The 25,624-nt window shown below is 70.7% G+C and carries 16 protein-coding genes; 12 read left to right on the top strand and 4 right to left on the bottom strand.

What is annotated here, in order from left to right:
• Nucleotides 1–29: 29 nt before the first annotated feature.
• Nucleotides 30–674, top strand: coding sequence for a LuxR C-terminal-related transcriptional regulator (locus tag F9C12_RS16310; protein WP_409466443.1), 645 nt, complete (start codon nucleotides 30–32; stop codon nucleotides 672–674).
• A 251-nt stretch (nucleotides 675–925) separates the two neighbouring features.
• Here F9C12_RS16310 and F9C12_RS16305 read toward each other — a convergent pair whose 3' ends face one another.
• A complete protein-coding gene (locus tag F9C12_RS16305; protein WP_409182816.1) occupies nucleotides 926–2,197 on the bottom strand; it encodes a sensor histidine kinase in 1,272 nt (423 codons plus the stop codon).
• A gap of 138 nt (nucleotides 2,198–2,335) precedes the next feature.
• On the opposite strand from F9C12_RS16305, the gene F9C12_RS16300 reads away from it, so the two are divergent.
• The 11 genes from F9C12_RS16300 (at nucleotide 2,336) to F9C12_RS16250 (ending at nucleotide 22,170) form a co-directional block, all read left to right on the top strand.
• Nucleotides 2,336–3,133: an ABC transporter ATP-binding protein gene (locus tag F9C12_RS16300; RefSeq protein ID WP_409466442.1), complete on the top strand. Its 798-nt coding sequence runs from the start codon at nucleotides 2,336–2,338 to the stop codon at nucleotides 3,131–3,133.
• Nucleotides 3,133–5,706 carry an ABC transporter permease gene (locus F9C12_RS16295; RefSeq protein ID WP_409466441.1) on the top strand — a complete coding sequence of 858 codons (2,574 nt, stop codon included), beginning with the start codon at nucleotides 3,133–3,135 and terminating at the stop codon, nucleotides 5,704–5,706. Before F9C12_RS16300 ends, F9C12_RS16295 begins: the two co-directional genes overlap by 1 nt.
• Nucleotides 5,707–5,797: 91 nt before the next feature.
• Complete coding sequence (locus tag F9C12_RS16290; protein ID WP_409466440.1) at nucleotides 5,798–7,474, top strand: phytoene desaturase family protein; 1,677 nt, start codon at nucleotides 5,798–5,800, stop codon at nucleotides 7,472–7,474.
• 26 nt (nucleotides 7,475–7,500) lie between these two features.
• Nucleotides 7,501–7,770, top strand: coding sequence for an acyl carrier protein (locus F9C12_RS16285; RefSeq protein WP_409182812.1), 270 nt, complete (start codon nucleotides 7,501–7,503; stop codon nucleotides 7,768–7,770).
• Nucleotides 7,763–8,323, top strand: coding sequence for a DUF2786 domain-containing protein (locus F9C12_RS16280; RefSeq protein WP_409466439.1), 561 nt, complete (start codon nucleotides 7,763–7,765; stop codon nucleotides 8,321–8,323). Before F9C12_RS16285 ends, F9C12_RS16280 begins: the two co-directional genes overlap by 8 nt.
• Nucleotides 8,320–9,540 (top strand): acyl-CoA dehydrogenase family protein, encoded by a 1,221-nt coding sequence (locus F9C12_RS16275; RefSeq protein WP_409466438.1) that lies wholly within the window; start codon nucleotides 8,320–8,322, stop codon nucleotides 9,538–9,540. The genes F9C12_RS16280 and F9C12_RS16275 overlap by 4 nt, the downstream gene beginning before the upstream one ends.
• Entirely contained in the window at nucleotides 9,531–10,511 is a 981-nt protein-coding gene (gene sbnA / locus F9C12_RS16270; RefSeq protein ID WP_409466437.1) for a 2,3-diaminopropionate biosynthesis protein SbnA, read from the top strand. The genes F9C12_RS16275 and sbnA (F9C12_RS16270) overlap by 10 nt, the downstream gene beginning before the upstream one ends.
• Complete coding sequence (locus F9C12_RS16265) at nucleotides 10,508–20,191, top strand: amino acid adenylation domain-containing protein (protein WP_409466436.1); 9,684 nt, start codon at nucleotides 10,508–10,510, stop codon at nucleotides 20,189–20,191. Before sbnA (F9C12_RS16270) ends, F9C12_RS16265 begins: the two co-directional genes overlap by 4 nt.
• Before the next feature lie 5 nt (nucleotides 20,192–20,196).
• Nucleotides 20,197–21,000, top strand: a complete 804-nt coding sequence (locus F9C12_RS16260) for an ABC transporter permease (RefSeq protein WP_409187095.1) — start codon at nucleotides 20,197–20,199, stop codon at nucleotides 20,998–21,000.
• 17 nt (nucleotides 21,001–21,017) lie between these two features.
• The gene (locus F9C12_RS16255) at nucleotides 21,018–21,221 is read left to right on the top strand and encodes an MbtH family protein (RefSeq protein WP_409182807.1); all 204 of its coding nucleotides are present in this window, start codon (nucleotides 21,018–21,020) and stop codon (nucleotides 21,219–21,221) included.
• Between the two features lies 1 nt (nucleotide 21,222).
• A complete protein-coding gene (locus tag F9C12_RS16250) occupies nucleotides 21,223–22,170 on the top strand; it encodes an ATP-binding cassette domain-containing protein (protein WP_409182806.1) in 948 nt (315 codons plus the stop codon).
• Between the two features lie 10 nt (nucleotides 22,171–22,180).
• Here F9C12_RS16250 and F9C12_RS16245 read toward each other — a convergent pair whose 3' ends face one another.
• From F9C12_RS16245 to sbnB, 3 genes are all read right to left on the bottom strand, one after another.
• Nucleotides 22,181–23,467 carry an MMPL family transporter gene (locus F9C12_RS16245; RefSeq protein ID WP_409466435.1) on the bottom strand — a complete coding sequence of 429 codons (1,287 nt, stop codon included), beginning with the start codon at nucleotides 23,465–23,467 and terminating at the stop codon, nucleotides 22,181–22,183.
• Nucleotides 23,468–23,586: 119 nt separating this feature from the next.
• Nucleotides 23,587–24,564 carry a 2,3-diaminopropionate biosynthesis protein SbnA gene (gene sbnA / locus F9C12_RS16240; RefSeq protein ID WP_409466434.1) on the bottom strand — a complete coding sequence of 326 codons (978 nt, stop codon included), beginning with the start codon at nucleotides 24,562–24,564 and terminating at the stop codon, nucleotides 23,587–23,589.
• Complete coding sequence (gene sbnB, locus F9C12_RS16235; protein ID WP_409466433.1) at nucleotides 24,564–25,595, bottom strand: 2,3-diaminopropionate biosynthesis protein SbnB; 1,032 nt, start codon at nucleotides 25,593–25,595, stop codon at nucleotides 24,564–24,566. The genes sbnA (F9C12_RS16240) and sbnB overlap by 1 nt, the downstream gene beginning before the upstream one ends.
• Nucleotides 25,596–25,624: the final 29 nt, after the last annotated feature.

Genomic DNA, 25,624 nt, shown 5'->3' with positions numbered 1-25,624 from the left:
CTGCCGCGGCGAAGAAAAGGTGAAGCTCTGTGCGCGTGGTCATCGGCGAAGACCAGTTCCTGCTCCGCGACGGGCTGGTCCGGTTGCTCGAAGCGCACGGGATGACGATCGTCGCGGCGCTCGACAACGGCCCGGATCTGCTCGCCGCGCTGGTCACGGAGAAGCCGGACGTCGGCGTGGTCGACATCCGGCTTCCGCCGTCGTTCACCGACGAGGGCCTGCGCGCCGCGATCGAGGCGCGCCGCCAGGTGCCCGGGCTTCCGGTGCTGGTGCTGTCGCAGTACGTCGAACGCTTGTACGTCAACGAATTGCTGGCCGACGGCGCGGGCGCGGTCGGCTACCAGCTCAAGGACCGGGTGCTCGACGGCGACCACTTCGTCGACGTGCTGCGCGGGGTCGCCGCGGGCAACACGATGATGGACCCCGAGGTGGTGTCGCGGCTGTTCACGCACAACACGCGCGACCAGGCGCTGGAAAGCCTCACCCCGAGGGAGAACGAGGTGCTCCGGCTGATCGCCGAGGGCCGGTCCAACAGCAACATCGCCACCGAGCTGTACGTCACCGAAAAGGCGGTGTCCAAGCACATCAACAACATCCTGGCGAAACTGCAGCTGCCGGTGTCCGAGGACAGCAACCGCCGGGTGCAGGCGGTGCTCGCGTACCTGCGCCGCTGAGGCTCCGCCCCCATCGCCATGGTCCGTGGGGCGACGGGCGGGACCCGCAGCTGCTGCTGGGCGTGGCCGGTGCAGGACCGGCCCGGAGCCCGCCGCATCCTGGGACGGGATCCGGGCACGGTTTCCCTTGCTGGGGCTGGTGAACCCCACGGCCCATCGAAACCGAAGCAGCCCGCCGCCTAGCCCAAGACACCGACGAAACCACCCAGGTTCCACCACACCTTGTCCGAGTTCCCCTGCAAGCCCGGCGGTCAGCCGACCGGCAGGCAGGGGATTTCGATGACCACCGAGGTCGGTCCGCCGAGCGGGCTGAGCACGGTGAGGAATCCGTCCAGCGGCGCGAGCCTGCGTTCGAGTTCCCGCAGGCCGGTGCCCTTCGCCGGGTCCGCGCCGCCCTTGCCGTAGTCGGTGACCGTGATGGACAGCCGTCCGGCGGAATGGTGCACGTCGATTTTCCCGGAATCCGCGCCGGAATGCTTCATCGCGTTGTTGAGCACCTCGGAAACGGTGAAATACGCGGCCGTCTCGACGGCGGGCGCGAACCGGCCGGGGAGGTCGACGGTGGTCTCCATCTCGAGCGTCGCTTCCATCCCGAGTTCGCGGACCGCGTCGGCGAGCCCGCGGTCGACCAGCACCGGCGGCTGGATCCCGCGCACCAGGGCGCGCAGTTCCTGCAGGGCTTTCACCGAACTCGCCTTGGCCTCTTCCAGCAGGCTCTTCGCCGCTTCCGGCTGCCGTTCGGCGAGTTTCGCCGCCGCGTCGAGCGTCATGCCCATCGCGACCAGCCGGGCTTGCGCGCCGTCGTGCAGATTGCGTTCGATCCGGCGCAGTTCCAGCGCCTGGTGACCGACCGCGTCGTCCCGGGTGGTGGTGAGGTGCTGCACGCGCTGGGCGAGGACGGTGCTTTCGGACGGGGAAAGGAATTTGGCCGCCAGCGCCGCGTGCAGCTTCACCAGGTGCGGGGCGGCCCAGAGCGCGAGCGGGAAATGCAGCAGGCCCAGCACGACGGCGATCCAGGCGACCGCCGGATTGTCCACGGGCAGCGCGACATACCAATCGCCGAGCCACAGATCGTCCAGAACCGGGTAGAGCAGCGGCATCAGCAGCCCGCGCACGCCGTCGACGACGAGGGCCAGCGGGGCCAGCGTGAGCAGGCAGCCGATCGTGCAGTCGACCAGCAGCCAGGCGGTGTCCCGCCAGGTGGCGCGGTCGGCCAGCAACCGCGCGAACACCTGAAAGAACCGGGTGCCCTCGGGCAGCGGGAGATACGGTTCCGGCACCTCCCGTCCGGTCCAGGAACCGTGCAGTTTCCGCTGCAGATTGGCGACCGCGCGGACGGCGTAGACCACCGGGGGAATCAGGAACACCCCGACTCCCAGGCCCAGCAGCGAAGCAGCGCAGGCGAGGAGTGCGAAAAGCGCCACTTCGACCGGTGCGAGCAGGCCCAGCGCGGTGCTGTGCAGGACCGCGAGGCCGCCCCTCGCGAACCAGGGCGCCGGCTCGCGGGCATCGGTGGTGGGCATATCCCGATTATGTGCTGTTCCGGGCTTTCCCGGCAGGGGTGCTAGGACCCGTCCGGATCGAAGAGCTAGCACTATCGGAATCGGCCCCCGGCGCTCGTAGCTTTCTTCCATAGCCCGACGCGCCTGGGAGAGTGACCGATGTACCAGTCCGGACAGCCAAGCACGGATGCGGTGACGCTCCGCTCCGTCACCAAGTTCTACGGAGGGAACCGGGCCCGCGTCGTCGCACTCGACGGGATTTCCGTTTCGTTCTCCCGCGGCAGTTTCACCGCGGTGATGGGGCCGTCCGGTTCGGGCAAGAGCACGCTGCTGCACTGCGCGGCGGGTCTCGACCAGCCCGATTCCGGCACGGTCGTGCTGGCCGGCCAGGACCTCGGACGGCTCGACGAGGCGCAGCTGACCCGGATGCGCCGCGACCGCATCGGGTTCATTTTCCAGCAGTTCAACCTGCTGCCGTCGCTCGACGTGATCGACAACGTCACCCTTCCGCTGCGGCTGGCGGGCAAACGGGCGGATCCAGCGCTGGTGAACCGGGTCGTCGAGCAGGTCGGGCTCGGCGGACGGCGCGGGCACCGCCCCGGTGAATTGTCCGGCGGCCAACAACAGCGCGTGGCGATCGCCCGCGCGCTGGTCAGCCGTCCGCACGTGACGTTCGCCGACGAGCCGACCGGCGCGCTGGACACGACGTCGGCGAGCGAGATCCTGGACCTGCTGCGCACCGCGGTGCGGGCCGAGGGGCAGACCATCGTGATGGTGACGCACGATCCGGTCGCCGCTTCCTACGCCGACCGGGTGCTGTTCCTCGCCGACGGGCAGTTCGCCGGCGAGTTGCACGAACCGACCGTGGACGAGGTCGCGCGCGGGCTGACCGCGTTGAGCGCACGCACGGCGCGGCTCGGCCGCGACGGCCGGAACACTGTCGGGACGGTGCGCTGATGCTGCGCCTGGCTCTGAGCACGCTCCGGTTCCGCAAGGCCGGATTCACCGCGACGTTCGTCGCGCTGCTCGTCGGCACCGCGATCGTGATGGCGTGCGGCGGGCTCATGCAGACCGGGATCTCGCCGCGGGTGCCGCCGCAGCGGCTGGCCGAGGCCCCGGTGGTCGTCGCGGGCGACCAGCACTACAACCTGCCGCCGACGAACCCGGGCACCGAGGACGAGGACCACGAATCCGCGACACTGCCCGAACGGGTGCGCCTGGACGCGTCGCTCGGGGCCGCGATCGCGGCTGTGCCGGGCGTCGCGAAGGTCATTCCCGACGTGTCGATTCCGGCGACGCTGCCCGCCGATCCGGACGTGAAGCTGGTGCGCGGCACCGCGTTGGGGCACGACTGGGCGACCGCCGAGCTGGCCCCGTATTCGCTGACCGGCGGCCGGGCTCCGCAGCGCGGCGGCGAAGTCGTGCTCGACCAGCCGACGGCCGCGGCCACCGGGGTCGCGCCGGGCGGTGCGGTGCAGATTGCCGTGCGCGGCGGAGTCCGGTCCTTCCAGGTCGTCGGAATCGCGGCGGCGAGCGGGAAAATGGCTTCCGACGCGGTGTTCTTCTCCCACGAAGACGCGCTCGCGCTGACGCCCGCGACCGGCCAGGTCGACGCGTTCGCCGTGCTTCCCACGGCGGGCACCGACCCAGCCGCGCTGAGCACCCAGATCGCGAACGCGGTGCGAGACCAGCACGCGGTCGCGCTGACCGGCGTGGCCCGGGGGACGGCCGAGTTCGCCCAGGCGAGCGACGGCGGGGAAATCCTGGTGATCCTGGCCGGGGTGTTCGGCGGGCTGGCCGTGCAGGTGGCGTTGTTCGTGGTGGCCAGCACGCTGGGCCTGTCGGTGCAGCAGCGGCGGCGCGAGGTCGCGCTGCTGCGTGCGGTCGGCGCGACGCCTCAGCAGGTCAGCCGCATGATCACCGCGGAATCCATGGTGATCGGGGTGCTTGCGACGGTTTTGGCGGCCTTCCCGGGGGAATTGCTGGGGAATTGGCTGTTCGACCGGCTGTCCGGGTTCGGCGTCTTCGAACCGGTGCTGGCGTATCACCAGGACTGGATTCCGACCGCGGCGGGCGTGCTCGTCGGCCTGCTGTCCGCGTGGGGCGCGGGGTTCGTCGCGGCGCGGTACGCCGGGCGGACGCGTCCGGTGGAGGCGATGCAGGAAGCGGTCTCGCCGAAGCGCTGGCTGACGTCGTTCCGGCTCTGGTGGGGCATCGGCAGCCTGGTCGGCGGGGTGGCGCTGGCGTATCTGACGATCACCGTGATGGACGGGCCGCTCGCGGCCAGCACGGCCGGGCCGGCGGTCACGCTCGTCGCGGCGGCGGTCGCGCTGTTCGCGCCGGGGATCACCCGGGCGATGGTCGCGGTGCTGCGGGTTCCGGTGCGCGCGGTGAGCGGGCTGTCCGGCTATCTCGCGATGGCCAACGCCCGGGTGCGCTGGCTGCCGATGTCCGGTGCGGTCGTGCCGGTCATGCTCGCCACGACGCTGGCCGTGTTCATGCTCTACTTCCAGACCACGCAGGTGGAATCGGCGAAGCAGAAGTACGCGTCGAACCTGTCGGCAGACGCGGTGGTCACCTCGTCGACCGGCGACGTCAGCACGGGGTTGCTCGACAAGGTCCGCTCGCTGCCCGGGGTCGGCACCGCTTCGGCGTACGTGACCAGCAAGGGCTACAACGAGAAACCGTCCGACCCTGGCCAGGACGAGGACGGGCTCGCGCTGACCGGGGTCACCGGCGATGCGGTCGCGAAGACCCGGGCGGCGGAGGTCGCTGCCGGCTCGCTGGACGCCTTGCGGGGCAACACCATCGCGCTTCCGCTCGACCACGCGGATCGGCTGCGCGTCAAGGTCGGCGACGAGATCGGGCTGCGGCTCGGCGACGGGGCACAGGTGCGCCTGCGGGTAGTGGCGACGCTGCGGTCCGCGCCAGCGTTCGCGACCGCGTTGCTGCCCGCCGGCACGCTGGCTCCGCACACGACCGACGGGATCGCGTCGCAGGTGCTCGTCACCGCGGCGGCGGGAACGAGCGTCTCGCAGCTGATGAGCACGCTCGACGGGCTGGCGCAGTCCTCGCCCGGCGTGCAGGTCGCGAACCGGGACACGCTCACCGCGAAGTTCGTGCAGGAACAGGAAGCGAACGCCTGGGTCAACTACCTCGTGGTCGGCATGATCCTGCTCTACGCGGCGATCTCGGTGGTGAACACGCTCGTGCTCTCGACCGCGCACCGGCGGCGCGAGTTCGGGCTGCAGCGCCTCGCCGGGTCGAGCCGGGCGCAGGTGCTGGGCGTGATGGCCGTGGAGGGCATGGTCGTCGCGATCATCGGCGTGGTCCTCGGCACCGCCGTGGCGCTCGCCATGCTGGTCCCGTTCAGCCAGGCGGTGTCCGACAGCTGGCTGCCATTTGGTCCATTGTGGATTTATGCCGTGGTGGTCTTGCTCGCGGTCGTGGTAAGCATGGTCGCCACGCTCTTCCCGACGTGGCTCGCGGTGCGCGGAAAGACCTCGATCGCCATGCTCTCTCCTGAATAGGTGACCCCTGGGCGACCGCCCGCCGCTGACTGCCCCCAGCTGTCAGCGCGCGGTCAGCCCGGGGTCACCGCCCCGCCGTAGCGTCACCGGCATGAGTCCGAACGAGGCGGGAAGCCCTTCCTGGGACGCGATCGTGATCGGGTCCGGGATCGGCGGCCTCGTCTGCGCCGGCTACCTCGCCGCCTTCGGCCGCCGGGTCCTGGTGCTCGAACAGCACGACGTGGCGGGCGGCAACTGCCACATGTTCCGGCGGCGGCGCTCCTACGAGTTCGACATCGGCGTGCACTACCTCGGCGACTGCGGTCCCGGCGGGCTGCTCCCGTCGCTGCTGGCCGGGCTCGGCGTCGGGGACCGGGTGCGGTTCCGCCGCCTCGACCCGGACGGCTTCGACCGGATCGTGCTGCCGGGCGTGCGGCTCGACGTGCCGGAAGGCTGGTCCCGATACGGGGATCGGCTGCGGGCGGCGTTTCCGGCGGAGGCTCCGGGACTTCAGGAGTATCTGGCGATCTGCGGCGAGATCGCCGCGTCGGCCCGGTATCCGGCGAGCGCTCAGCCGGTATTGGGCGGTTCGGCCGCGGTGGTGCGCTGGAGCCGCCGCAGCCTGAGCCGGTTGTTCGACCATTGTGGACTCTCGACCGCCGCGCGCACCGTGCTGGCCGCGCAGTCCGGCAACTACGCGTCCTCCCCGGCGAACACCGTTGTCGCCGCGCACATTCGCATGCTTGACGACTACCTGACCGGCGGCGCGTACTACCCGGTGGGCGGGGGTCAGATGCTGGCCGCCGCGCTGGTGGAGCAACTCGAAACGCACGGCGGCCAGCTGCGCACCAAAGCTCGCGCCGCGCGGATTCTGATCGAGCACGGGCGCGCGGCCGGTGTCGAGCTGACGGACGGCGAAGTGCTGCGCGCGCCGCTGGTGGTGTCCAATGCGGACTATCGGCGCACGGTGCTGGAGTTGTGCGGTGGCCGGGAAAACCTCCCCGAAGGCGTCGTCCGCCGTACCGAGGACGCGGTCATGCGGCTGCCGCTGGTCACCAGTTATGCGGTGGTGGCCGCGGAATTGCCTGAAGCGTCCGAGGCCAACATCTGGTACTGGCCGAGCGGCGACGTCGAAAGTGCTTACGCCCGAACGGAAGCGGGCCAGTTCGACGAGCTGCCGTTCGTGTTCATCTCGTCCGCCTCGCACAAGGATCCCGGCAACCCCGCGGTCTGCCCGCCTGGGCACACGAACCTCCAGATCATGACCGCGTGCCCGCCCGGCTACGCGCAGTGGGGCGTGAGCGACGGGCCGGCGTCCGGGTTCCGCTACCGGCGTGTGGCCGAATATCACGCGGCTAAAGAGAAACTCGCCGCCCGCCTGCTCGACCGTGCCGAAGAGGTGCTCGGCCCGTTCCGGGACCGCATCGTCTACCTCGAATCGGCTACCCCGCTCACGCAGGAGCGCTACACCCTGGCCACCGGCGGAGCTGCGTACGGACTGCAGTCCTGGGGCCCGCACGGGCGGCGGCCGGATGTGCGGACCGCGGTCGAAGGACTGTTCGTCGCCGGACAGGACATCCACGGCGGGGGAGTCGTCGGTGCCGCGGTCGGCGGTGCGCAGTGCGCCGAAGCGATTCTCGACCGGCCGGTGCTGGCCGAAGCCTACGACGGCGCGGTCTTCGCCGACCGAGCCCTGCTGCCCGAACGCGGCCGCGACTGGGATCCGCTGCGGATTTCCCGCGGCCAGGCCCGCCGCGAGGCCCGCGGATTCGCGCCGACGGCGCGCTGAACCCTGTGGAAGGAAAAAGGAGAGCCATGACTGAGATCGCGCAGACCCTGACCGAGGACCGGGTCGTCGAGGGCATCACCGGCGCGCTGGGCACGGTGCTCGAACGGGACGTCGCCGACCTGTCCGCGGACACCCGGCTGTCCGACGCCGGCCTCGATTCGACCGGCGTGCTGGAGCTGCTGATGCAGCTCGAGGACACGTTCGGCATCGAGTTCGACACCGAGAACCTGGAAATGCAGCACTTCGAATCGGTGCGTTCGCTCGCCGCGTTCGTCATCGCGGAAATCCGTGCCTGACCCGGTGCGGTGGCAGGAGTGCCGGCGGGTCGCCCGGGAGCAGGGTGTCGCGCCCGCGCTCAAACTGCTGCCGACGGCGCAGCGGGCCGGCGCGATCGCGGCGGTCCCGGCGGGAGAACTGCCCGCCGGGACGGAAATCCTGCGGGAAGCCGATCTTCCCGGCGGCGCGGTCGTGTTCGCCCGGGGTCTGGCGGGAGCGCCCGCGGGCCCGGACCTGGTGTGGGTGCGGCTGGGGCTTTCGCAGTGGCTGCTCGACGAGTGCCTGCAGTACTTGGGCGAGCGGCGTTCGGGGGAGGAGTCCTTGCTGCGCAAGCAGATGATCCAGGACTGCCTCGCGACCGCGTTGACCGGGCAACTGGCGGTAGAAGCGGATCTGCTGGCGGACGGGAACCTGGCTCCCGCGCGAGTGCGGTATCTGCACCAGTGTCTGTCCGATGTGGATCGGAAACTGCTCGGATTGCTGGGAGCGAAGGGTTTCCTCGCGGGCGGGCCGGGCGAGGTCGCCGACGTCTCGGAGCTGCTCGCGAGCGTGCACGAAATGGGGACAACGTGACGGGCACGGTACTGACCGAACCCTTGCTGGCGCTACGGGAGCTGGCCGCGGAATGGGCAACCGACCTCCGTGCGGCCGGTGCGGTGCTCGACCGCGATCCCGAGGCCATCACCCAGTTCGCCGACCTGCCCGCGGTGCGCTGCATGGCGCAGCTGCTGGTCCCGGGGGAGTACGGTTCGGAGGGCATCAACGTCGCCGGGCACCGGTTCCACGGGATGACCGCGCTGGAACGGACGGTGCTGCTGGAGGAGTTCGCCCGGGGCGACGCGGGCGCGACACTCGCCGCACCGGGCGCGTCGATGTCCGGCGTCCTGATCGACGTGCTCGCCGACGACGAGCAGAAAGCCTGGTTCTACGGCAGGCTCCTCGACCGTCCAACGTGGACTTTCTTCGCGCTCACCGAACCCGACGTCGGCTCCGACGCGAACGCGCTCACCACCAGTCTCACGCCCGGACCGGACGGCGACTTCGTCCTGAATGGACGCAAGCGGTATGTCGGCAACGCTTCCCGGGCAGGCCTGGGCGTGGTTTTCGCCCGCACCGCGCCCGGCCCGCTCGGCGTACGGGCGGTCCTGCTGGACACCGCTTCCGCCGGCTTCCACGCCGAACCACTGGGCATGCTCGGCTTGCGCGGCGCCCGGTTCTGCGCGGTGGAGTTCGACGAGGTGCGGATCCCGGCGGACCGCGTGCTGGGCCGCCATCTTTCCCCGACCCGACGCGGAATGTGGGCCGCCACGTTGACGTTCAACCGGCTCCGGCCCGGTGTCGCGGCTATCGCGATCGGCATCGCGCGAGCCGCGCACGAGTACGTCCGCGCCGAAGGCGGCCTGCTCGCCGGCGGCGCGGCGGCCGAATGGGATCAGCTGGGCTACCGGATCGAGAGCGTCCGGAACCTCGTGCACCTCGCGGCGATGGAGGTGGACGCGGGCGGCAGCCGCGGCGGGCACCTGGCCTCGTCGGCCAAAGCCGAGGCGAGCCGGCTCGCCGAGGACGCGACCAGAGCGGCCTGCCGGTTCTTCGGACCGAGCGCGCGCTGGACGCATCCCTTGCTGGACAAGCTGATTCGCGACGCCCGCGGCGTCGAGTTCATGGAAGGCGCCGCGAACATCCAGAAACTCATCGTCTTCACCGGGCTGCTCGCCGGAAAAGCCGGCCGGGGCGAGTCGTTCCCGGCGCTGAGCGCCCCCTCGCGCACCGGAGGTTCGCCGTGCGGGTGATATCCGCCCCTCAGGAGTTCACCGTCCCGGATCTGTACGTCGACCTGCGCCGGTTCGTCGGCCGCGACCTGTTCGTCAAGTGCGAGGGGTTCAACTTCGCCGGGTCGATCAAGCTCAAGGCCGCGCTGGAAATCGTCGAACGCGCCGAACGGGACGGCACGCTGCGTCCCGGCCGGACGATCGTCGAGAGTTCCTCCGGGAACATCGGCGTGGCGCTCGCGATGGTCGCGGCCAGCCGGGGATACCGGTTCATCTGCGTCACCGACGACCACTGCACGCTGTCCGCGCGGCAGCTGATGCAGAACTACGGCGCCGAGGTGCGGGTGCTGACCGAACCGCATCCGGTCGACGGCCTGGTCGGCGCGCGGCAGCGGCTGGTGGAGAGCTTGTGCGCGGAGCACGAGGATTACGTCTGGCTCGACCAGCACACCAACCCGGGCAACTGGACCGCGCACTACCGGACCACCGGCCCGGAGATCCTGCGCATGTTCCCCGGCCTCGACGTGCTGTTCGTCGGCACCGGCACGGCCGGGACCCTGATGGGCTGCGCCCGGTACCTGCGCGAGGCGCGCCGGTCGATCCGCGTGGTGGCGGTGGACAGCGTCGGCTCGGTGAGCTTCGGCGGCCCGCCCGGACCGCGGCGGATTCCCGGGCTCGGTTCGGCGATCCGGCCGGCGCTGCTCGACGAGTCCTTGGTGGACGACGTGGTGCACGTCGAGGAAGCCGAAACCGTGGAGACGTGCCGGACGCTGGTGCGCCGCGGCTTCCTGTTCGGCGGTTCGACCGGCACCGTCGTCGCCGGATCGCTGTCCTGGCTCGCCCGCGAGGACCGCGACCTGACCGCCGTGGCGATTTCCCCGGACCTGGGCGACCACTACCTGGACACCGTCTACCGGGACCATTGGGCCGCCGACGCGTTCGGCCGCGTGCCCGGGCAGACCACCGACCGACTTTCCGAGGTGCCGCGATGACTGCTGTCGAGACGAGCCTGCCCCTGTCCACGGCCCAGACCGACGTCTGGTTCGACGAGCAGCTGTCCGGAGGCGGCCTTGCCTACGCGATGGCCGACTACCTGGACATCTCCGGCGACCTGGACGTGGCCGTGTTCACCGAAGCGTTCCGCCTGCTCACCGAGGAGGCCGAGTGCTTCCGCGCCCGCTTCTTCGAGGTGGACGGCGAACCGCGCCAGGTGGTCGAACCGCTCGCCGAATTGCCAGTCCGCTTCCTCGACCTGTCCAGCGAACCGGACCCCGAGGCGGCCGCGCTCGCGTGGATGCACGAGGACCTGGCCCGGCCGTTCTCGGTCACTGATTTCCCGCTGTTCCGCGCGGCTCTGCTCACGCTGGGCCCGCGCCGGCGCTTCTGGTATCTCACCACCCACCATCTGGTGGGCGACGGGTTCAGCGCCGCGATCTGCCACCGCCGGATGGGCGAGCTGTACACCGCGGTGCGGACCGGCAAGGAGCCCGCGGGCCGTCCGCTGCCGCCGTTCCGGGACCTGCTGGAATCCGAACTCGCCTACCAGAACTCCACGCACCTTCGCCGCGACCGCGAGTTCTGGAGCAATCACTTCCGCACCGTCCCGGACCTGATCAGCCTGTCCGGCAAGGAACCCGCACCGGCGCGCGGCTTCCTGCGCCGCACCCTCGCCCTGCCCGCCGACGCGGCCGCCGCGGCACGCAAGGCGGTGGCGGAGGCCGGGGTGACCCTGCCGACCTTCCTGCTCGCCGCGATGGCCGCCTACACCGAACGCCTCTCCGGGATCCAAGACCTGATGCTGACCGTTCCGGTCGCCGCCCGCGCGGGGGTCCGGACCCGGACGATTCCCGGGATGATGGCGAACTACCTGCCGTTGAAAATGCGGGTCACGCCCGCGATGACCCGGCAGCTGCTGCTGAAGCAGGCTTCCCGGGAACTCGCTCGCACGCTCAAGCACCAGCGCTACCACGTCAACCAGATCCGCCGCGACATCGGCGTGCGCAGCGACGAGCGGCGGCCGTTCGGCGGTCCCTTCGTCAACGTGCTGCCCGCCGACCCCGGGCTGCGGCTGGGCGACTGCGTGACCCGGGTGCGGAACCTGTCCACCGGGATCACCAACGACCTGTCGATCACCGTCCTCGACGAACCCGGCGGCGGGATCGAACTGCACCTCAACGGCAACCCCGACCTGTACGACGAGTCCGGAGTGGACACTCATCTGCACCGGTTCGCCGGATTCCTGGACCGCTTCGCGCGCGCCGATCCGGACGCGCCGCTCGCGCACGTCGACGTGGTCGATCCGCGCGAGCGGGCGGAACTGCTCGCCGCCGGGCTGGGCGCTGTCGGCCCGGTGGGTGCGGGCGTGGTGGAGCGGGTGCGCGCCCAGGATCCGGACGCGGTCGCGGTGGTCGACGCGGCCGGTTCAGTGCGTTATGCGGACTTGGTCGGAATGGCCTCGGCGTTGTCGCGGCGGTTGCCCGCCGGACGCGTGGTCGGCGTGCTCGCTGGACCGGGAAGTGGCTTCATCTCGGCGGTTCTCGGTGTGCTGGGCGCCGGTGGTGCTTATGTGCCGTTGGATCCGACGCTGCCGTTGGCCCGGTTGCGCGATCTGGTGGCGGACAGCGGTGCGGCCTGCGTGATCGCGGCTCCGGAATTCCGGGACGTCGCCGCGGAACTGGCGGTGGACGTCGTGGAGCTGGACGGCACGGTGGACACCGAACTGGCCCCGGTCGTCGGCGCGGACGACGACGTGGCGTATGTGATCTTCACTTCCGGGTCCACCGGCCGCCCCAAGGGCGCGATGGTGTCCCGGCTCGGGATGATGAACCACTTGCTGGCGAAGGTGGAGGACCTGTCGCTGGAGCCGTCGGACGTGCTGGTGCAGAACGCGCCGCTGACGTTCGACGTGTCGGTGTGGCAGATGCTCGCGCCGCTGGTGGTCGGCGGTCAGGTCCGCGTGGTGGACCGGCGGGTCGCGGCGGATCCGGAAGCGTTGTTCGGGCTGGGCATGTCCGTGCTGGAGGTCGTGCCGTCGTTGCTGCGGGCGGCGTTGGACTTCTGGGACGCCGGCGGGGCGCCGGACCTGACCGGGTTGCGGTGGCTGGTCGTGACCGGCGAGGCATTGCCGCCGGACCTGTGCGTGCGCTGGTTCGGGTACTTCCCGGAGATCCCGCTGGTGAACGCCTATGGCCCGACCGAATGCTCGGACGACGTGACGCACGCGGTTCTGTCCAGTGTGGACGATGTCCGTGGGTTGCGGACGCCGATCGGTCTTCCGGTGCGGAACACGCGGCTGTACGTGCTGAGCGACGAGTTGCGTCCCGTTCCCGCGGGCGCCGCGGGCGAACTGTATGTCGGCGGTTTGGTGGTCGGCCGTGGTTACGTGGGCGATCCGGGCAAGACGGGTTCGGTGTTCGTCGCGGATCCGTTCGGCGAGCCGGGCACCCGGATGTACCGGACTGGCGACCGGGTGGTGCGCCGCTCCGACGGGGCGCTGGAGTTCATCGAGCGCCGCGACTTCCAGGTCAAGATCCGCGGCCACCGCATCGAACTCGGCGAGATCGAGGCGACCCTGCGCGAGCTGCCGGAGATCGCGGACGCGGTCGTGGTGGTGTGCTCCGACGCCGCTGGCACCAAACGGCTCGCCGGGTACCTGGTCGGAACGGGGCCGGTGGACATCCCTTCCGTGCGCAGCGAACTGCAGCAGCGGCTGCCGGACTACCTGGTGCCGCCCGCGATGGTCGTGCTCGACGCGCTGCCGTTGACCGTGCACGGAAAGGTCGACCGGGACGCGCTGCCCGAGCCCGATTTCGCCGCCGAAGCAGTCGGCCGGGCGCCGCGCAACGCCGTCGAGGCCATCCTGTGCGACGTGCTCGCCGAGGTGCTGACGGTGCCGAAGGTCTACATCGACGACAACTTCTTCGCCCTCGGCGGCGACAGCGTCAGCTCGATCCAGGTGGTCAGCCGCGCGCGCAAGGCCGGGCTCGTCATCACCCCGCGCGACCTGCTGGAAGCGCGCACCCCGGCGGCGATCGCAGAGAACGCGGTCCCGGTGGGGGAGGAGGTTGCCCTCCAAACCACCGCCTTGATCGAACTCGCCCCGGGAGAGCTGGACGAGCTGCGGGCCGGGCCGGTCGAGGAAGTGCTTCCGCTGGCACCGTTGCAGCAAGGCATGCTCTTCCACGCCGAACTCGACACCGAGGGCGTGGATTTCTATGCGGTACAAGCAATCGCCGATCTTGAAGGGCCGCTGGACACCACTGCGGTCCGGGATGCCTGCGCCACGTTGCTGACCCGCCACACCGCCCTGCGCGGATATTTCCGCCGGCGTCGCAACGGGGAGCCGGTGCAACTGGTCGCCGAATCGGTCGAGCTGCCGTGGACCGAAATCGACCTCACCGGGCTCCCGGAGGAGGACCGCGAGGCAGAGCTGCGGCGGCTAGTCGAGCAGGACCGGTTGCGCCGCTTCGACCTCGCGCGGCCGCCGCTGGTCCGGTTCACGCTGATCCGGGTCGCCGCCGAGCGGTACCGGTTCCTCTGGAGCGCACACCACATCGCCACCGACGGCTGGTCGGTCCCCATCCTCATCGACGAGCTGGCGAAGCTGTACGCAGGCGGCGCGCGGACGGAACTGCCCGCGGTGCCGCAGATGCGGGACTACCTGGCCTGGCTGTCCCGGCAAGACCAGGAAGCCGGACGGAAAGCCTGGCAAGACCTGCTGGAGGGCCTGCCCGGACCGACCCGCGTCGCCCCAGATCTTCCTGCAGCCGAGACCCTACCCGCGACAGTCGAGTTAACACTGTCCGAAAGCGACACTGCGCACCTCTACGCGTGGGCGCGCGAACACGAACTGACGGTCAGCACGATCGTGCAGGCGTGCTGGGCGATTCTGGTCGGCCGGCTGGCCGGGCAGCAGGACGTGGTCTTCGGCGCGGTGGCTTCCGGACGCCCCGCCGAACTGCCGGGCGTCGAAACGATGGTCGGCATGTTCGTGAACACCGTGCCGGTCCGGGCCCGCCTCGACCCGGCCCGCCCGGTCCGCGAGCTGCTCGCCGAACTGGGATCTCAACAAGCCGCGATGGTGTCTTACCAGCACATCGGGCAGGCACAACTGAGCGGAGCCATCCCGGACAGCGGAGAACTCTTCGACACCGCAGTGGTGTTCGAGAACGTCCCCGCCGGCGATGGCGGACCGCTGGTGAAACTTGGCGAGGACGTCCGCGTGGTCGACGCGGTGACGCTCGATTCGCGGCACTACCCGCTCAGCCTCGTGGTGGAACCGCACGCCTCCCTGGCCTTCCGCTTCGACTACCTCCGCGAAGCCTTCGGCGACGACCGCGTCCGCGAGCTGGCGCAGCAGTTCCGGGCGCTGCTCGACACGGTGCTCGGCGATCCGGACCGCCCGCTGGGCCGGATCGACGTGGTGGCCGAGCCAGCGGAGACCTTCCTGCTGGGCGCGACCGGCCCGATCGGCGCGGGCGTGGTCGAACGGGTCCGCGCGCAGGCCCCGGACGCGGTCGCGGTGGTCGATGACTCCGGTTCGGTGAGCTACGCCGAGCTGGTCGGATTGGCCTCGGCACTCTCGCGGCGGCTGCCGCAAGGCCGGGTAGCGGGGGTGCTCGCCGGTCCCGGGATCGGCTTCATCTCGGCGGTCCTCGGCGTCCTTGGCGCAGGTGGCGCCTACGTACCGCTGGATCCGACGCTGCCGCTCGCCCGGCTGAGAGGGCTGGTGGAAGACAGCGGCGCGGCCTGCGTGATCGCGGCTCCGGAATTCCGGGAGATCGCGGACAGCCTGCCGGTAGCGGTCGTGGAGTTGGACGGCGCCGTGGACGCCGAGCTGGCCCCGGTCGTCGGCGCGGACGACGACGTGGCGTATTTGATCTTCACGTCCGGGTCCACCGGCCGCCCCAAGGGCGCGATGGTGTCCCGCCGCGGGATGGTCAACCACCTGCTGGCCAAGGTGGAAGACCTGTCGCTGGAGCCGCCGGACGTGCTGGTGCAGAACGCGCCGCTGACCTTCGACGTGTCGGTCTGGCAGATGCTGGCCCCGCTGCTGGTCGGCGCGCAAGTCCGGGCGGTGAGCCGGGAGACGGCCGCCGATCCGGACGCGCTGTTCGGTCTGGGCATGTCGGTGCTGGAAGTCGTGCCGTCGTTGCTTCGTGCCGCGCTGGACTTCTGGGACGCGGGCAGCCCGCCGGACCTGACCGGGTTGCGGTGGCTGGTCGTGACCGGCGAGGCGTTGCCGCCGGACCTGTGCGTGCGCTGGTTCGCGTACTTCCCCGACATCCCGATGATGAACGCCTACGGGCCGACCGAATGCTCCGACGACGTGACCCACGCCGTTCTGTCCAGTGTGGACGATGTACCGGGCCTGCGGGTGCCGATCGGCCTTCCGGTGCGGAACACCCGGCTGTACGTGCTGGGCGACGAGTTGCGTCCGGTCCCGCCAGGTGCCGCCGGCGAGCTGTACGTCGGCGGTTTGGTGGTCGGCCGCGGTTACGTCGGCGATCCGGCCAAGACCGGCTCGGTGTTCGTGGCGGACCCCTTCGGCGAGCCGGGAACGCGGATGTACCGCACCGGCGACCGCGTCGTGTGCCGGGCCGACGGGGCGCTGGAGTTCATCGAGCGCCGCGACTTCCAGGTCAAGATCCGCGGCCACCGCATCGAACTCGGCGAAATCGAAGCCGGTCTGCTCGCGCAGGAATCGGTCACCGACGCGGTGGTGGTCGTGCAAGGTTCCGACGCGGCCAACCGGCACCTCGTCGGCTACGTCGCGGGAACCGCCCGCCCCGAAGAACTGCACGCCCAGCTGGCCGAACTGCTGCCCGCGTACATGGTGCCCAGCGCGATCGTCGTACTCGACCGGCTCCCGCTGACGCCGCACGGCAAGGTGGACCGCAAGGCCCTGCCCGCCCCGGAACACCTGATGGGCCAAGAGAAACGCGGCCCGCGCACCCCGGTCGAGGAACAACTGACCCGGCTCTACGCCGAGGTGCTGGGAGTCGCCGAAGCCGGAATCGACGACGACTTCTTCGCCCTCGGCGGCCATTCCCTCCTGGCCACCGCGCTGGTCAGCCGGATCCGGTCGGAACTGAACGTCGAACTGCCGCTGCGGGATCTGTTCGAGGCCCGCACCGTCGCCGCGCTGGCCGGACGGCTCGCGTCGGCCGGCCAGGCGCGCGCGGCGTTCCGCAAGCTGGACCGTCCCGATCCGCTGCCGCTGTCGTACGCCCAGCAGCGCATGTGGTTCCTCAACCGGCTCGAAGGCGAACACGGCGGCTACACCATCCCCCTCGCCGTGCGGCTTTCCGGAGAACTGGACCGCTCCGCGCTCGCCGCAGCCGTCGACGACCTGACCGCACGCCACGAAATCCTGCGCACGGTCTTCCCGGACACCGACGGCGTGCCGTTCCAACGCGTGCTCGACGCGGGAGAGCCGCTGCGCCTCGCCCCGCTGCCGGAGGACCTCGCCGCCACGCTGGCCGGGGAAGTCGCCCGCGGCTTCGATCTGTCCGCCGACCTCCCGTTGTGCAGCAAGCTGTTCGGTCCCGACCAGAACGGCGACCACGTACTCCTGCTGGTCCTGCACCACATCGCCGGAGACGCCTGGTCGGTCGACGTGCTCGCCCGAGACCTCGCTACCGCCTACGAGGCCCGGCGGTCCGGCAAGAGTCCACAGTGGACCGAACTGCCCGCCCAGTACGCGGACTACTCGGTCTGGCAGCACTCCCTGCTGGACGACCCCCAGGACGGCGAATCCGCCCGCCTGCTGAAGCACTGGCGGGAGACGCTCGCCGGAATGCCCGGCGAACTGGCGCTGCCGGTCGACCTGCCGCGCCGCGCGTCCGCCAGCTACCACGGCGGGACCATCGAGTTCGCCGTCCCGTCCGCCGTGCATCGCGGTCTCTCGCGGCTCGCTCACGAGCAGGGTGCGAGCCTGTTCATGGTCGTCCAAGCCGCACTGGCCACGCTGCTCACCCGGCTCGGCGCGGGAACAGATATCCCGCTCGGCAGCCTGGTCGCCGGCCGTCCGGACGAAGCCTTGCACGACCTCGTCGGCTTCTTCGTCAACACGCTGGTCCTGCGCACCGACACCAGCGGCGACCCGAGCTTCGCCGAACTGGTCGCGCGAGTCCGCGACGCCGACCTCGCCGCTTACGCCCACCAGGAACTGCCCTTCGAACGGCTGCTGGAGGCAACGCAACCGGCCCGGTCGATGTCGCGGCAGCCGTTGTTCGGGGTGCTGCTGTCCTTCTACGACGTGCCGCCCTCCGAAGTCAGCCTCGGCAGCCTGACCGCGCGCCCCGAACTGCTCGCCCCGACGCACAAGAAGTTCAAGTTCGACCTGACCTTCCAGCTGGGCCAGCACAAGGGCGAACGCGGTCTGGAAGGCACGCTCGAATACAACGCCGACGCCTTCACCGCGGAAACCGCGCACCTGCTCGTGGACCGGTTGACCCTCCTCCTGACGGCCGCCGCCGAGGCCCCCGGACAGTCGTTGAGCCGGATCGACCTGCGCACTTCCGCCGAGCGGGCCACCCCAGCCGAGCCGTCGCTCGAGGTTCCCGACGGCTTGCTGGCCCCGGGAGACGTCGGCCTGCGCGAACAAGCCAACCGCGTCGCCCGGGCGTTGCTGGCCCAAGGCGCGGGGCCGGGGGAGACGGTGCTCGTCGACCTGCCCCCGGGCCGCGACCGCTGGGCAGCGATCTTCGCCGTCCTCGCCATCGGCGCGGCCTGGACGCCCGCAGACGGCCCGTCTCGCTATACCGTGCCCGCGGACGTTTCCGGATTCGCCGACACCGACCTCACGGTCTCGGTGTCTGGCGCGGAGTTGGCCTATCGCGGAGAAGCGGTCTTCAGCCGGGATGCCTTGGCCGCGACCATCGCCGCGCTGCTGACCGAATTGCCGCTCACGGCCAGCGACCGCGTCCTGGCCCCGGACACCGAATTCGCGCTGCCGGTCGTGCTCGCCGCGTTGCACGTCGGCGCGGTGGTGACCGTCGCCCCCGCCGCGGAGATCGCGGAACTCGCCTCGTCGGCGGACCCGAGCGTCGTCGTCCTGACCCCGAACATCGCGAAAATGCTGGCACTGCGACCGGGCACCCGGGTGCTGAACTTCGGCGAGGAATTCCTCGACGGAGCACTCAACTGCGAGGGAACCGCGGCGTCCGGCTGGCTCTCGCTGGTCAACGGACGCCCGTTCGCGCACAGCCGCGCCGACGTCCTCGACCAGCAACTGCAGCCGGTGCCGCGCGGTGGCCGAGGAGAGCTGTACTTGGCTGGCGCACCGTCCGGTCGCCCCGCCCGTCTCCGCTTGGACGGAACCATCGAAGTGCTCCGCGAGGCCCAGGTACGCGGCTTCGCGATCCCGCTCGGCCAAATCGAAGCGGCCCTGCACCGTCAGCCCTCGGTGGCCGCAGCTGCCGTAATCGCCGAGGACGACGCACTGCTCGCCTACGTGGTCCCGCAATGGGAACGCGGCGTCGACCCGCTGGCCCTGCGCGAAGCACTCGCGGCCGAACTCCCCGATTACCTGATCCCGAGCGCCTTCGCGGAACTCGACACCATCCCGGTCGCTCCGGACGGCACGCTGGACCGCTCCGCCCTGCCCACCCCCACCGCACCGCCGAGCCAGGACCCGGGCGAATCCGTCGAACTGCTGCGGGCCGCGTTCGCGGAAACCCTTGGCCTCGCCGAGATCGACGTCCGGACCGGGTTCTTCGAACTGGGCGGCAACAGCCTGCAGTCCGTCCGGCTGGTCGCGCTGGCCCGCCGAGCCGGACTCCGGCTGACAGTCGCCGACGTCCTGACCCACGGCAGCGTCGAACGCCTGGCCGCACTCGCCGAACGAGCCGAACCGGATCTCGCGGACCTGCCCGACCCGTTCGCCCCGCTCCTGCCGATCCGCCCGACCGGGACGAAACCGCCGCTGTTCTGCCTGCACGCCGGGCTCGGCCTGAGCCTGCCCTACCTCGGCCTGGCCGCGCACCTGCCCGGCCGTCCGGTCTACGGCCTGCAATCGCCCGGAATCAGCGGCGCCGAGCAGTTCCCGGACTCGGTCGAACAGGTCGCCGAGGACTACCTGAACCGCCTCCGCCGCGTCCAGCCGCACGGCCCGTACCACCTGCTCGGCTGGTCCTACGGCGGTCTGCTGGCCTTCGAACTCGCCGTACGCCTGGAGTCCGAAGGAGAACCGGTCGGCTCGCTGTCCATTTTGGACAGCTACCCACCGGACGGAGCCGAACCAGCGCCGTCCCGGCACGAGCTGCTCGTCGACTTCCTGGAACACGTGGGCTTCCACGACACCGCCGCCGGTGCCGAGCTGACCCCAGCCGACGTCATCGCCGTGCTGCGGCAGGGGGACAGCAGGCTGGCCGACATCGGCGAGGAACGCATGACCCGCGTCCTCGCCGTGATGGACAACAACGCCGCGCTGGCCCACCGGTACCGCCCGGCGAGATTCAGCGGCGCGCTCGAGCTGTTCGTCGCGGCCGAGGGACTGACCGATGCCGAGGTGGCCGAACGAGTGCGCCGCTGGGCGCCGCACGTGGCGGGCCCGGTGCGAGCGAACCGGATCGAGTGCGGCCACGAATACCTGATGGACCCGCGACCACAGGCCGAGGTCGGCGCCGTGGTGGCCGAAACGCTGGCGAGCAACGAGGAGTCGCAGTGACCGCAATGACCACCCCGGCGCACCCTCCGCGGGCAGCGGCGTTCGTCGAAACCTTCGCACTGGCCGGACGCCGGTTGACCCACCTGCGCAAAGTCCCCGGCCGGCTCCTGGCGATCACCCTCAACTCGCTGATCACCATGCTGGCCATCGGCTACGTCTTCAAGGGCGCGGTGAGCGTCGAAGGCGGCGGCAGCTACCCGGAGTTCCTGTTCCCGGCCGCGCTCATGCAAGTCGGGCTCGCGGGAGTCGCGCCGACCGCGATCGCGGTGGCGATGGACCTCAAGGGCGGTCTCACCGACCGGTTCCGCTCGCTGCCGATCTCGCGCCCCGCCGTGCTGTTCGGCCACACCATCGGCGACGCGCTGGTCGGCTTCGTGGCGCTGGCGATCGTCGCCGGGATCGGGCTGGCGGTCGGCGGTCGCGTGCACGCCGGGTTCCCCGCTCTACTCGCCGGATTGGCCGTGCTCGCCCTCTTCCTGTACGTGATGATCTGGGTCGGTGTGCTGCTCGGGCTGTCCATGGGCAATCCCGAATCGATCGACGGCGTCGGCGCGGTGCTGACGCTCGGGCTTTCCTTTCTGTCCAACGCGTTCATGGCGGTCAGCCAGCTCCCGTCCTGGGTGCGGCCGATCGCCGAATGGAACCCGGTCAGCTCCGTCACGACGCTGTGCCGCCAGTTGTGGGGCGTGCCGTTGCCGGCGGACAGTTCGTTCCCCGCCCAGCATCCCGGCGTCGTCGTCGCGGTGACGCTGGTCGTGCTCTTCGCCGCGGCGACCCTGCTCAGCTTCCGCCGCTACCGCCTCGCCTAACCGATCCGGAGTACGCGATGACAAACCCGTTCGACGACCAGAACGCCACCTTCCTGGTCCTGGTCAACGACGCCCGGCAGTACAGCCTCTGGCCGTCCTTCGCGGAAATCCCGCCCGGTTGGCGGGTTTCGCTCGGCGAGAGCAGCCGCGAAGAAGCCCTGGCGCACATTTCGGGCCACTGGACCGATCTGTCGCCCGAAAACGTCCGGGAAGCAGGCTGACATGGGAGAACTCGCAATCGAAGCCGAGGGCCTCCGCAAACGCTACGGCGACCACGAAGCGCTCGCCGGCGTCGACCTCGCCGTTCCGCCCGGCACCGTGCTGGGCCTGCTCGGGCCGAACGGCGCCGGCAAGACCACCACGGTCCGGATGCTCGCGACCCTGCTTCCGCCGGACAGCGGCCGCGCGCTGGTCGCCGGACACGACATCGTGCGGGAACGCAAGCAAGTCCAGCGGCACATCGCGCTCGCCGGCCAGTACGCGGCCGTGGACGAACTGTTGACCGGACGGCAGAACCTGGTGCTGCTGGGCCGGCTTCTGCACCTCGGCCGTCGAGGAGCGCGCGCTCGGGCGGGCGAACTGCTGGAGCGGTTCAACCTGGCCGAGGCGGCAGACCGCGCAGTCGGCACGTACTCCGGCGGGATGCGCCGTCGACTGGACCTCGCGACCTGCCTCGTCGCGCGTCCGTCGGTGCTGTTCCTGGACGAACCGACCACGGGACTCGACCCGGCGAGCCGGATGGGCTTGTGGACGATGGTCCGCGAACTGGTCAGCGAGGGCGTCACGGTCTTGCTCACCACGCAGTACCTCGAGGAAGCCGACTACCTCGCGGACCGGATCGTGGTCATCGACAAGGGCCGAAGCGTCGCCGAGGGCACTGCGGACGAACTCAAGCGCAAGGTCGGCCGGGAACGGCTGGAGGTCGCCGTCGCGCACCCCGAAGGCCTCGCGGACGCAGTGGCGGCCCTGACACCTGTCGCAGTGGGCGTCCCGGTCGTGGACGAACGCCGGTGCAGCATCTCCCTCGAACTGCTCGACGAGAGCGGCGGGATCGCCGCGGCGGCGAACGCGCTGCACGAACGCGGCGTCGCACTGGCGGACTTCGCGCTGCGCAGACCGACCCTTGACGAAGCCTTCCTCGACCTCACCGGGCACCCGACCACCGGGTGACCCGAGCCTCTCACTTTCGCGCAGCCCCCGGCCCGGTCCGCCGCCACCAGCGGACCGGGCCGGCCAATGAGAGCAGCAAGGGCAACAGCACCAACCGGATCACCAGCACGTCCATCGCCAGCGCCGCCGCGGCCGCCCAGCCGAACTCGCTCAGCTCGCCGGCGCCAGCGATCCCGAGAGCGCTGAACACGCCGATCGACACCACACTCGCGCTGGAGATCGCCACGGTGCCGCGCCGCAGCCCTTCGGCGAGCACGTGCTGCGGCGACATCCCGGTCAGCGCCTCGACGCGGAAGTGGTGCAGCAGGCAGACATGCAGGTCGGTGGTCGGCGCGGCGAGCACGGCCACCAACGCCACGGGCAGCCACGTCGGAGCCGGCGGGTCCAGGCAGGTGAGCATGGTCAGCGCGAAAAGCGCGGAGAGCACCGAAAGCACCGCGGTCGTCAGCGCGACCACCATCGGCCGGAAAGCCGTGATCACCGCCAGCGAGGTCAGGCCGATCAGCAGCGCCAACGGCAAGGGCGGCAGCGTCGGCGATTCGAGATAGCGGTAGACGACGTACCCGAGCGCCGCGCCGGTGCCCGCCAGCGTGCCGATGAGTCCCGCCGCGCTGCGGTAGCGCCAGGTCGCGGGCAGGCGGGCGACGAACCGCGGCAGCCAGTGCCACTGGAACGGCCTCCGCACCGGGACTGAGATCCGGGTCAGCAGCACCGGAAGCAAAGTCAGCGCCGCGGCGGCTTCCACCAGAACGACCAGGACCACGGCCTCGGCCAACCGCATGACCTGCGGTTCGCCGGTCAGGTACAGCCCGGTCATCGCCGCCAGCATCGCGAGCCCGGTGACGAGCGCGGTCCGCCCGGCGGCCGACGCGACGATCTGCGCGGTGTCGGACGCGTCGTGCTTGCCCGGCGGCATCTCCTGCTGCCTGCGGACGGCGATCAGCAGATGGTTGGCCGCGCTCGTGATGCCGGGCAGGAGAACGAGGTTCCAGTTGCCGAACGAGCCCGTCCCGGCTTCGGCGATCGCCGTCAGCACCCCGAGCGCACCGGCCCCGACCGTCGCGAGATAGCCGAACGCGAGCGCGGCCAGCCGCAGCGAACCCAGCACCAGCACCAGCAGCAGCGCGGTGAGCGGGCAGCCGACCGCGAGGACGGAACCGGCGTTCGCGGAGCCTCCGGTCGCGGCGGCGAGGCCCTCGCCCGCCGCCGCGACCAGGAACAGCAGCCACGCGCACAGGACCGGGCCGGGGTGTCCGGCACACCAGCGCGCGAGACGGAGCAGAGGTAGCGTTCGCAATGCCGAACTCCTTGGGCCGCTTCAGGCCTCCCGCCGCGCAGGCGGCAAGCCGGACGGTCTAAGGATGGCTCCTCGTGATCGTGCGCACACTGGGCGTGGCACCTCGATTTCGAGTGGTACTAGCTCCCGAGCGCGGCGGGCGGGGCGAGCGCCGCGGCTCCGTAGAGGTCGGCCACCCACTGGTCGTGGTAGACCGTGTCGAGGTAGCGGTCGCCGAGGTCGGGGGAGACCGCCACCGCGGTGAGGTTTTCGCCGTGCTCGTGCCGGTCGAGCCAGTCCAGCGCGCCGGCGACGACGGTGCCGGTCGAGCCGCCGAACAGGAAACCCGCCCGCACGAGACGGCGGCACATGCGCACGGTGTCGAGCTCCGGCACGTGCACCACATCGTCCACATAGGACTCGTCGAGCAGCGGGGGCCGGACCCCGGTGCCCAGACCGGGGATCATCCGCGGCGCGGCCGGCGTCCCGAAGGTCACCGAACCCACGGTGTCGACGGCTACCACGCGCATTCCGGGACAGTGTTCGCGCAGGTACCGCGCGCAGCCCATCAGCGTGCCGGTGGTGCCCGCCCCGATGAACGCCACGTCGGCGCCGGGGAACGAACTCGCGATCTGCGGACCGGTGGTGCGGTAGTGCGCCTGCCAGTTGCCCGCGTTCGCGTACTGGTTGAGCCACACCCGGTCGGCGCCCTCGGCGCACAGCCGCCGCACGTGCGCGATCCGCGCGCCGAGCAGGCCGTCTTCCGGATGCGGTTCGGTGATCACGTGCACCTCGGCGCCCAGCGTCTGCATCAGCTGCCGGGCGCCGAGGGTGCAGCGGGAATCGGTGACGCAGACGAACCGGTAGCCCCGGCTGGCGGCGACGAGGCTCAGCGCCACCCCGAGGTTGCCCGACGAACTCTCCACGAGCGTCGCGCCCGGTCTCAGCGTGCCGTCCAGTTCGGCCGCGTCGATCATCTCGGTCGCGGCCTTGATCTTGATCGAACCGGCGAAGTTGAAGCCCTCGCATTTGAGGTAGAGCGATCGCCCGGTGCACCCGTACAGGTCGACGAACAGGTCGTCGACGTTGAACTCGTGCGGACTGGTGATGATCGGCATCAGCGGGCGCCGTAGCGGTCGAGTTCGAAGAAGAAGTCGCCCACCTCGCGCAGTTCGCCGCGGCGGCGCAGTTCGTCCAGGACGTGCTTGCCGACGGCGAGGTCGAGCACGCCGAGCCCGAACGGCGAGAACACCAGCGGCCGGTCCGCGGTCAGGGCGAGTGCCCCGGTCAGGACGTCGAAGAGGGTGCCGTCGAGGAAGTCGCGTCCGCCGGTGGCCTGTTCGGCCAGGTGCACCGACGTGTTGGCCTTCAGGCAGTGTTCGACGTCGTCCACCACGTTGGCCGACGCCAGGATCACCTCGGTGGACAGGTCGCGCAGGGAAACGTTCAGCACCAGCGGGTTGTGCGCGAACCAGGCCGGATCGTGCACGTGCGGTTCCCCGGCGACGGTGGCGAACACGATCAGGTCGCTGCCGCGGATCAGCTCCTCGGCGCTTTCGCGCACCGAAATCCCGTTCGCGCCGGTGCTTTCCAGGTAGCCCCGGAAGCCCGCGGCGTGCTCGGGGGAGAGGTCGAACACCGCGGTCTCGTCGAAGTCCCAGCCGGTGCCGAGCAGGAACCGGTGCACGTAGCGCGCGATGAGCCCGGTGCCGACGAACCCGAGCCGTCGCGGCCGTTCGCCGCGCCGGCTGAGCCAGTCGGCCGCCAGCGCCGCCGACGCCGCGGTCCGGCTGGCGCTGATGATCGAGCTTTCCATGCAGGCCAGCGGGTACCCGGTCGCCTGGTCGTTGAGGATCAGCACGGCCGAGGCGCGCGGCAGCCCGGTGCGGACGTTCTCCGGGAAGCTGGAGATCCACTTGACCCCGTCCACCGCGACCTCGCCGCCGACCGAGGCGGGCAGCGCGATGATGCGCGCGGCCGGCCGGTCCGGGAACCGGAGGAAGTAGGAGGGCGGGTTGACGGTCGCCTGCCGCCCGTGCAGCCGGTAGGCCGCCTCGATCAGCTCGACCAGGTGTTTCTCGGCGCCGTCGAGCACCTGGTGCACCTGGGCGCCGGACACGACGGCGAACTCCGGAACGGTTTCAGTCACAGAATTTCCTTAGTCTTCGGCTGGGCGGA

The sequence above is a fragment of the Amycolatopsis sp. GA6-003 genome (genome assembly GCF_046267895.1).
Lineage (GTDB): Bacteria > Actinomycetota > Actinomycetes > Mycobacteriales > Pseudonocardiaceae > Amycolatopsis.
Note: the sequence above shows the minus strand (reverse complement) of the source record. Positions and strands in the feature narration are given on the sequence as shown.